The organism is [Lactobacillus] rogosae (assembly GCA_900112995.1).
GTDB classification, from domain to species: domain Bacteria; phylum Bacillota; class Clostridia; order Lachnospirales; family Lachnospiraceae; genus Lachnospira; species Lachnospira rogosae.
Genome location: FONU01000005.1, coordinates 147,573 through 157,584, shown reverse-complemented (window position 1 = coordinate 157,584; position 10,012 = coordinate 147,573). Strand labels below are relative to the sequence as shown.

The following is a 10,012-nucleotide window of genomic DNA, read 5'->3' as shown; positions in this document are numbered from 1 at the left end:
TTTGACTTTACAGGAGTAGCCAGTAATGAGAACGGAGAATTCTATATTGAGAATGGAAAAGTAGATTTCTCAAAAAATGGCTCATATGTATACAATGGTGTAAGATATAATATTGTAAATGGACGGGCATACAGAGTATAATAATATATATATTTAAGTTCTGTATTTTTATAATATGTAAATATTAAGTCAGAGTGGATTAAATTATGCCAATATGACAATGAAACAACAGTTCTTCAAATTAATTGAGATGTGGATTTGTATTTGACATTTATAAAAAATAAATTGCTCAAATAATATAATCTAAAGATATAAGGCGAAATTTATCGGGTATTATATATGTTTATAATGCCCGATAAATTTTTAATATTTTTTAGCAGAATAATATTCAATTCAAATCAAGTGAATCTAATAGGCATATGTTTATTGGAACTGTAATAAGAGTTTTTTGTATATTATATTTTAATTTGTACTTTTGATAGGATGTAAAACATAAGAGTTATTATTTACGATTGAATAAAAAATATGCTATTATAACATAAAATGTATAAAGCTGTGCATATAATGGAGATTAATTTAGGCATGCTAAGAAAATTAAGAATTATAAAAGATGGAAAGATGCGGGGATGATAGAGTTCGTACCAGTTACGGTATTATAAAGGTATTCTTCAATGTAATAAGTTAGGAAATAACTGATAAATAAATGTCAATTGGGTTATTTAATGATAAGGAGATAATTATATGTACGATTATTTAGTAGTAGGTTCAGGTTTATACGGGGCTATTTTTGCACACGAGGCAAAGAAGGCAGGAAAGTCAGTGCTTGTAGTAGATAAAAGACCTAATATAGCAGGTAATATCTATACAGAGAAGCAGGAAGGCATTAATGTACATAAGTATGGTGCACATATATTCCATACTAATAATAAGAAAGTATGGGAGTATATCACACAGTTTGCTGAATTTAACAGATTTACTAACAGCCCTGTAGCTAATTATAAGGGTGAATTATATTCAATGCCTTTTAATATGTATACATTTAATAAAATGTGGGGCGTTGTTACTCCAGAGGAAGCTGCTGCAAAGATCGAAGAGCAGAAGAAAGAGATAACAGGCGAGCCTAAGAATCTTGAAGAACAGGCTATATCACTTGTTGGCCGTGATATATATGAAAAGCTTGTAAAGGGTTATACAGAGAAGCAGTGGGGAAGGGACTGCAAGGATTTACCAGCGTTTATTATTAAAAGACTTCCGGTAAGACTTACATTTGATAACAATTATTTTAATGCTTTATATCAGGGAATTCCAATGGGTGGATATACAAAGATGGTTGAGAATATACTTGATGGCATTGAAGTAAGATTAAATACAGATTATCTTGAGCATAAGGAAGAACTTGATGCACTTGCAGATAAGGTTGTATACACAGGTCCTATTGATGCTTATTTTGATTATAAGCTTGGAACACTTGAGTACCGTTCAGTAAGATTTGAGAATGAGACACTTGATAAGCCTAACTTCCAGGGAAATGCAGCTGTTAATTATACAGACAGGCAGACACCTTGGACACGTATTATTGAGCATAAGTGGTTTGAATTCGGCAAGGATGAAGCTGGCAATGACCTTCCAAAGACAATAATCAGCCGGGAATATTCATCAGAATGGAAGCCAGGTGATGAACCTTATTATCCAGTAAATGATGAGAAGAACGGAAAGTTATACGAGGAATATAAGAAGCTTGCTGATGCAGAGAATAAGGTTATATTCGGTGGAAGACTTGGCGAATATAAGTACTATGATATGGATGCTACAATTGCCTCTGTACTTAATAAATGTGAGAGTATTTTTGGATAAAAGTTGTTTGAATATATAAAACATATGTTATAATAAATAATATATTTTATTATTGAGAGGATATATTTAATGAAACTTAACATTAGTAATTTTGCTAAAATAGATAATGCGGATATTATTATAGATGGAATAACTGTTATTGCAGGAGAGAATAATACAGGAAAAAGTACAATAGGTAAAATATTATTTTCAATTTTCAATTCATTGTATGATATTAACGAGCAAATTCAAGGACAAAGAATATCGGAAATAAATGCCAATAATAGAAAAATAATTCAAAATCATATCAATGTACAAATGGATTTTAAAACATATAGACAGTATACATTATACGTTGAAAGGTATGTTAACAATATAATTTTTAATAATGAAACATTTAATAAAGATGAAATAGCAGCTGAATTAAATGAACAGTTTAAAGATAAGAATAATAGCATTTTTGACGATTATGATATAATGTTAGAAGAAATTGCTGATAATATAATTCGTGTTATGAATATATCTAATGACGTAATAAGAAAAGAAATAATATCACGTTATTTCAATAGTGTTTTTAATAGACAGATTAATTCATTATCTTCAGATAGAGATATTAATTTAGCAGATATTGATTTGCAGATAAAGGATAAGCATAATAAATTATCATTTTCTAATAATGAATGTAATGATTTTTTAGGAGAAATAAATATACTGCATAAGGCGGTATATATAGATAACCCGTTTATAATTGATGAATTGTCGAAATATCAGGATCTTAATATTATTAATGAAACATTAAAGGCACTTTTGCTTAATAAAAAGAACGATATATTCGATGGAGTTATAGGTGCAGTTATGGCAAAAGAAAAGATAAATGATATAATGATACTTTTGCGTAAGGTTGTTGATGGTGATATTACAAACGATCAAATGACCGGTGAATTTTATTTGCAGCTTAATGGATATAATGAACCAGTTGCGTTGTCGAATTTGTCGACAGGAATGAAATCATTTGTTATTTTAAAAATGCTGCTGGAAAAAGGAAGTTTGAGTGAGAAAGATGTGGTTATATTAGATGAACCAGAAATTCATCTTCATCCGCAATGGCAGATAGCATATGCCGAGTTATTAGTTTTACTTCAAAAGCAATTTGATTTGTCAGTGGTAGTTACAACACATAGTCCATATTTTGTTGATGCAATTAATTTATTTTCTTGTAAATATGCTACAGATAGTAGTGTTAATTATTATATATCTTCAGTTGATAATAATAGAGTGAATATGAAGAATGTGACAGATAATATTGAAGAGATATACAAAAAGATGGTTTCACCAATAGAGGCTCTAGATACATTAAGATATGAGCTGAATAATGGTTAAGGAAGAAAGTTTATGACAGATAAAGTGATAAAAGAGTTGCCAGATATTTTTATTGATAATATATGTACAATGAAAAAAGCTTCAACAGATTCTACGAACAAAGAAACTATGACAGAAAGTCTTATTAAAGTTATTAATTTTGATAAAATCCCTAATATTTATGCAAAAGGGAGAGGTTGGAAAGCAGTACCAAAGTCTAACGATGCGTTATATAAGGATATAAATGGCAGATGGTATTTCATTGAGTTTAAGAATGGCAGTTTTAAACAGAATGATATGTATAGAAAAATATATGATAGTTTGATTATGCTTATTGATATGAAAATAATTAACACATTTGAAGATATAAGAAATAATTTTTGTTATATATTTGTATACAATGATGAAAAGAATAATAAAGCACAAAAGACAGAGAGTTTAGGAAAGATTTATGCTAGTATTCAAAAAAATGCACAGCAGGAAGCGAAAATTATGGGGATTGGTAACTTAGAGGGGTATCTTTTTAAAGAAACTCATACATACTCGAAGGAACAATTTGAAAATAAGTTCATTCATCTGATGGAAAATCAAGAAACATGTAGTTAATTTTCATCAAGCAATTAGGTGATAAATAATAATTAACATTAGACAAATTTGAATAAATTATTAAAAAGTTGTATAATTAATAAGAATAATATTATGTACTGTATGAGGAGAATTACAATGAATAAGCAGGAAGCAATTAATGCGTTAAAAGAACACAATCAGGAGCATGTAATTAAAAGACTTGAGGCTCTTGATGAAGTTTCAGCTAAGAAGCTTATTGCACAGGTTGCAAGCATAGACTGGAGTGTTGTTGAAAGCATTAATCACAAAGCAGAGGACAATTCATCTGATAGAAAAGTAGAGCCTTTGGAAGCTGTTGAGATAAAGGATATTAAAGCTAATAAGGATAAATATACTGCTAAAGGTATAGAGGCTATCAAGGCTGGCAAGGTTGCCGCAGTATTACTTGCAGGTGGACAGGGTACAAGACTTGGACTTGATAAGCCAAAGGGAACCCTTAATGTAGGTATTAATAAGGATTTATTCCTTTTCGAGCAGTTGATTAATAACTTATTAGATGTAGTTAACCAGTCAGGTGCATATGTGCCACTTTATATTATGACAAGTGATAAGAACAATAATGATACAGTAGCATTTTTTGAAGAACACAACTTCTTTGGATATGATAAAGACTATGTTAAGTTCTTTATTCAGAGTATGGCACCATCTGTTGATTATAATGGTAAGCTTTATATGGAAAGCACTGACAGTCTTGCAATGTCACCTAATGGCAATGGCGGCTGGTTTACATCACTTATTGATGCAGGACTTGATAAGGATATGGAAAGCAAGGGCATTGAATTGGTAAATGTATTTGCTGTAGATAATATTTTACAGAGAATTGCAGACCCATCATTTGTAGGTGCAACAATACTTTCAGGTGCAGATTGTGGTTCAAAGGTTGTTAGAAAATGTGCACCAGACGAGAAGGTTGGTGTAATGTGTAAGGTGAACGGACATCCTTCAATTATTGAGTATTATGAGATGTCAGAAGAACTGGCCAATATGAGAAGAGAAGATGGCGAGCTTACATATGGATTTGGAGTTATTCTTAATTATTTATTCAGCTTTAACAAGCTTGTTGAGATAGCTAACAGAAAGCTTCCATTACATATAGTAGAAAAGAAGATACCTTATATAGATGAGAATGATAACCTTGTTAAGCCAGAAACACCTAATGGCTATAAGTTTGAAAAGCTTGTTCTTGATATGGTTGAGATGATGGACAATTGTGTTCCATATGAAGTTGAACGTAATTACGAATTTGCACCTATTAAGAATAAGACAGGTAAGGATTCACTTGAAAGTGCAAGGGAATTACTTAAGGTTAATGGAATAGAATTTTAAAAGGTTTCTATCTGTACATATATTAAATGAGGCTTCCGTATAATAGGGAGGCCTCATTTATTAATATTAACCTACACCCAGCTGACATTATTCTAATATAAGGGGGATATGTATGATATGCAGTAATTGTGGAGCAGATATTAGCAGTAAGGATATTAAGTGTCCGTATTGTGGTGCTATGCAGTACGAGGCTTCAGAGAAGAAGTATATGAACGACTTATATAAGATTAACAGTGATATGGATAATCTTGATAAGAATGTAAGAAGATATGCTTTATTAAGCATAGCCAAAAGTATAGGATATGTATTGATTGGAACGGCTGCTGCTTTAGTAATAGGAGTAGCTATAGGACGTTTTGATTATAAGCAGTATAACGATTCAAGAAAAGAACGTAATGAGATTCATAAAGCTATGGATTGGTACGATGACAATTCTGCTAAACTTGATGAATTGTATACACTTCAAAGATATTCAGAAGCCAGAGATATAATAAGAAATTATGATGGGAATACAAGCCTTATGGCAAGCTGGGAACATTATAATTTTATACAGCTATATGACTGGTATTATGATGCTTTTTCAAAGGTATACGAGAATGTTAAAGGACAGGATAAAGCAGAGGTAATGGAATACCAGTTTAAGAATGGCTATAGGCATGCTCTTGACCTTGTAAATATGAAAGAAAATAAAGGCTCATATGCTAATAGAAATTATATGACTTGTTCTAAAGAGGACAGACAGATAATAGATATGTGGGTAGAGAATGCCAGAGACTACCTGGTTAATTATGCTGGATTATCAGAAGATGATATAAGGCAGCAGATAGATGAATTATATCCAGATGGTTATTATGATTATAAGCTTGGACAATCATATGAAGATAAGTATTATGAAGAATGGAGTAGAAGATGAAATGTAATAATTGTGGTGCGCCGCTTCAGCTTAATCAAAAGTTCTGTCCTAATTGTGGTTCTCCTAATGAGCAGGCTTTAAAGCATGTCAATGATATGGAGAACTATGACAAGAAGTTTAATAGAACCAGAAGCAAAGTAATAAGCAATAGTAAGTGGTTTGTGAAGAATATAACACCAATTGCGGTTGTTATGTTATCTGCAATAGTTCTTGCAGCAGCTCTTATAGCTAATAATTCAATGCTGGGATATAGATTGGCGGAGAATTCCAACAAAAAGTATAACAAAGAACATAATGATGAAATTCAGATACAGCTTAGAGAGCTGCTTGATAATGAAGATTATGGAACACTTTATGAGCTGTATGAAACGGCAGACCGTATTATTATAACAGATGATTATAAATATGGCTGGAGCAGCTTCTATAGCATTTTATATGATTATCTTGAAATAAGAAGGGCAATATGTGGGATAAAAGAAGCAGAAGGCGATTCATCATCTTATTCGTGGGACGATAGTCTTAACAGAGCTGCAAGATCAATAGTGGATTTAGAGGACACCATGAACAGGCTGGTTTCTTTTGATACGAGCAGAAGTAAAGAAAGTCAGTCTTATGCAGAGAATATACTTGATAAGGCGCACTTATTTATCAAAGCTTACTGCGATTTCACAGATGACGATATTGCGAAATTGCCGGATATGAATCAGACAGAGGTGCTTACACTTCTAACAAGGAGGATATACGGATAATGAGAAAGAAAAAGTTTAATCCATTTGTGTTGTTATATATTATATCTGCAATATTGCTCATAATATCCATTGCTCCGATAGCAGATACAGCAGCCGAGATATATAGAGTCAAGGGAAGATATGCCGGATATGAAGAAGAGAGTCTGTTTAATGATTTTATAGAAAAAGATTATGCGGGACTTTCTAAGAAGGTTAATTATAATAAGGGGATTGGTAAAAGTATATCTGAAGATGAGAAGGATTATTATACGTTTGTAGAATGTTATAATATTGCAGTTGATTATAATATGTATGTCAGGCTGGGAGATATTAATAAGGCAGATGAACTGAAAGAGCAGTTTGAGGATAATACAAGGCTGCTTCAAAGAAAGATATTTAAAGAAGCATTAGAAACAGTAAAAAATACATATATAGTTGTTTCTTGACATTGATTACTGGCTTAGGTATGTTATAATAATTACAAAGAAAGATTGGGAGGTACATATGGTTGTTTTATTAGCAGGTGGAGCTGGATATATAGGTTCACATACAGCAGTTGAATTACTTAATGCAGGACATGATGTTGTTATAGTTGATGATTACAGTAACAGTTGTCCTGAATCTATAAAGAGAGTGGAAGAGATAACTGGAAAAAGTATTGTATCTTATGAGGCTGATGTTAAAGACAAAGAAGCTATGACTAAGATATTTGCTGATAATAAGATTGATTGTGTAATACATTTTGCTGGACTTAAGGCAGTTGGTGAGTCAACAAGACTTCCAGCCAAGTATTACCGTAACAATATTGATACAACACTTACACTTCTTGAGTGTATGAAAGAAGCAGGAGTTAAGAAGATTGTATTCTCATCTTCAGCGACAGTATATGGAGAACAGAAGCCTCCATATGTTGAAACTATGCCAAGAGGTGCATGCTCTAATCCATATGGATGGACTAAGGCTATGATGGAGCAGATTCTTACAGATTGTGCTAATGCAGATTCAGAGCTTACAGTTATACTTCTTCGTTATTTCAATCCAATTGGAGCACATCCATCAGGTAAGATTGGAGAAGACCCACAGGGAATTCCTAATAATCTTATGCCTTATGTATCACAGGTTGCGGCAGGAAGAAGAGAGCAGCTTACAATATTTGGCGGAGATTACGATACACCAGACGGTACTTGTAGAAGAGATTATATACACGTTGTAGATCTTGCCTGCGGACATCTTAAGGCTGTTGAATATGCACAGTCACATAAGGGTGTTGAGATATTTAACTTAGGAACGGGAACTCCTTACAGTGTACTTGAGATAGTTAATGCGTTTGAAAGTTCAACAGGTGTTAAGATTAATTATGTGATTGGTGACAGAAGACCGGGAGATTTACCTGATTCGTGGGCTGATGCCTCTAAAGCGGCTAAGGTTCTAGGCTGGGAAGCTAAGAAGACACTTGAAGATATGTGTAAAGACAGTTGGAACTGGCAGAGCCATAATCCTAACGGATACAGACAGTAGAATATATAGCGGCGTAATATAGTGTTAATATTAATATTGCTATTACAATATCGCGATAGTTATATAATTATTGGATATTGGAGAGTGTTAATATATACTATGTGCCGGAGTTGATAGAGCATACATATTATAAAGTATAGTATGCTCTATTTTACTATAAAGGCAGGTGAGTGTATGAACTCGATTAATATTTATAATCTCACAAGAGTTAGTGATAATGAGGATTTTGCTGAGTATGAATATATTTTGTCGGGGAGAAAAGATTTTCAGAGGACAAGGATAAGAGAGAAAGAGTCACTTATTATTCTTGTAAGGGAATTGATTAAAGCTGGTGCAAGGTTAGAGGATCTGGATAACTATTTCTATTCATATACGATTGCACATATAAGCAAGGAATTTGATTTATTAAGGATTTCATCTAACAGAAAATGTATTCTTAATATAGAGCTTAAAAGTGAAGATGTAGGAGAGGACAGAATAAAGCAGCAGCTTGTAAGAAACAGATATTACCTTAGTCCAGTAACTACTAATATATATTCGTATACATTTATTCTAAATACCAATACATTATATAGATTAGAACTTAGTGATGGTACATATACACTTGTTATGGCTGATTTTACAGAGCTTGTGGCTGATATAAGAATGATAAAGAAGTGTATGAAATACAATATCGAAAGTCTGTTCAAAGCTAAAGACTATCTTATATCGCCAGTTAATGCACCAGAAAGGTTTGCAAGACACCAGTATTTTCTTACGAACCAGCAGGAGGCTATGAGCAGGAAGTTCCTTAACAGCCTTATTAATAATAGTGAAGTAAGATATTATTCAATAAAGGGTGAAGCTGGAACAGGAAAGACACTTCTTCTGTATGATACAGTGCGTAAGCTTCCAAAAGAACTATCTAAATGTATAATACACTTTGGCAGAAGGACACCTAATATAGATATATTGCAGAATACCATTAGTAACACTACAATAATAACCTCTAAAGAATTTGTCAATGAAGATAATATCAAAGATTATGATTATGTGCTTGTAGATGAAACACAGCGAATGCACGATGACCAGTTTGAGTGGCTTAAGGAATGTAATGCCAGCAGGATTATTATGTTCTATGACTGTGACCAGGTATTATCAAGACATGAACAGTTAAGGGCAATGGACAAAAGAATAGAAGAATTATCAGAAGTGAAATATTTTCTTTCAGATAAGATAAGAACCAATCCAGAACTTGCGGAATTTGTGCGTAATTTATTTGATCTTACCAAGCACGGCAGGGGCTATGAGTATGATTGTGTAACAATTGCCTATGCCAACAGTATTAATGAATTTAAAAAGCTTAAAGCATATTACAGGGCAAAGCAGTACATTTACATAGATTATGAGAAGTCATATAAAGATATTAATGAAAGATATAAGACAAGGCAGTTCAATGCCTACCGTTATATAGGAAAAGAATTCGATAAGGTGCTTACAGTTATAGATGGCAAATTCCGTTATAACGAGTACGGGGAATTAGTTGCTGATGTAGAAGACAATACTGATGATATATTAGAAAAGCTTCTGTATCAGGGGGTTACAAGAGCAAGAGATAAGCTGTGCATAATTGTACTTGATAATAAAGAAGTATTTGAGAAGCTGCTTGAGATAAAGAGTGGAATTAACAGAGAATATATAGACTGATTAACAGGCACGAAGCCTTCCT

Annotated in this window: 10 protein-coding genes; all 10 read left to right on the top strand. The window is 32.6% G+C overall.

Features of this window, described 5'->3' with window-relative positions; genetic code table 11:
• A partial coding sequence (locus BM157_RS13190; RefSeq protein ID WP_456361686.1) for a hypothetical protein occupies positions 1 to 141 on the top strand: 141 nt, incomplete at its 5' end.
• 600 nt (positions 142 to 741) lie between these two features.
• Positions 742 to 1,854 (top strand): UDP-galactopyranose mutase, encoded by a 1,113-nt coding sequence (gene glf / locus BM157_RS02360; RefSeq protein ID WP_090139807.1) that lies wholly within the window; start codon positions 742 to 744, stop codon positions 1,852 to 1,854.
• 69 nt (positions 1,855 to 1,923) lie between these two features.
• Positions 1,924 to 3,213, top strand: coding sequence for an AAA family ATPase (locus BM157_RS02355; protein ID WP_055174176.1), 1,290 nt, complete (start codon positions 1,924 to 1,926; stop codon positions 3,211 to 3,213).
• A 12-nt stretch (positions 3,214 to 3,225) separates the two neighbouring features.
• A complete protein-coding gene (locus tag BM157_RS02350; RefSeq protein WP_055174177.1) occupies positions 3,226 to 3,798 on the top strand; it encodes a hypothetical protein in 573 nt (190 codons plus the stop codon).
• Positions 3,799 to 3,915: 117 nt separating this feature from the next.
• The gene (locus BM157_RS02345) at positions 3,916 to 5,145 is read left to right on the top strand and encodes a UTP--glucose-1-phosphate uridylyltransferase (protein ID WP_055306098.1); all 1,230 of its coding nucleotides are present in this window, start codon (positions 3,916 to 3,918) and stop codon (positions 5,143 to 5,145) included.
• A 112-nt stretch (positions 5,146 to 5,257) separates the two neighbouring features.
• Positions 5,258 to 6,058 carry a zinc ribbon domain-containing protein gene (locus tag BM157_RS02340; RefSeq protein ID WP_022502158.1) on the top strand — a complete coding sequence of 267 codons (801 nt, stop codon included), beginning with the start codon at positions 5,258 to 5,260 and terminating at the stop codon, positions 6,056 to 6,058.
• A complete protein-coding gene (locus BM157_RS02335; protein WP_022502157.1) occupies positions 6,055 to 6,807 on the top strand; it encodes a zinc ribbon domain-containing protein in 753 nt (250 codons plus the stop codon). Before BM157_RS02340 ends, BM157_RS02335 begins: the two co-directional genes overlap by 4 nt.
• Positions 6,807 to 7,232 (top strand): hypothetical protein, encoded by a 426-nt coding sequence (locus BM157_RS02330; RefSeq protein WP_022502156.1) that lies wholly within the window; start codon positions 6,807 to 6,809, stop codon positions 7,230 to 7,232. Before BM157_RS02335 ends, BM157_RS02330 begins: the two co-directional genes overlap by 1 nt.
• 58 nt (positions 7,233 to 7,290) lie before the next feature.
• Positions 7,291 to 8,304: a UDP-glucose 4-epimerase GalE gene (gene galE / locus BM157_RS02325; protein WP_055306095.1), complete on the top strand. Its 1,014-nt coding sequence runs from the start codon at positions 7,291 to 7,293 to the stop codon at positions 8,302 to 8,304.
• Positions 8,305 to 8,478: 174 nt separating this feature from the next.
• On the top strand, positions 8,479 to 9,990 hold the full coding sequence (locus tag BM157_RS02320) for a DNA/RNA helicase domain-containing protein (RefSeq protein WP_318255754.1): 1,512 nt from the start codon (positions 8,479 to 8,481) through the stop codon (positions 9,988 to 9,990).
• The last annotated feature ends 22 nt before the right edge of the window (positions 9,991 to 10,012 follow it).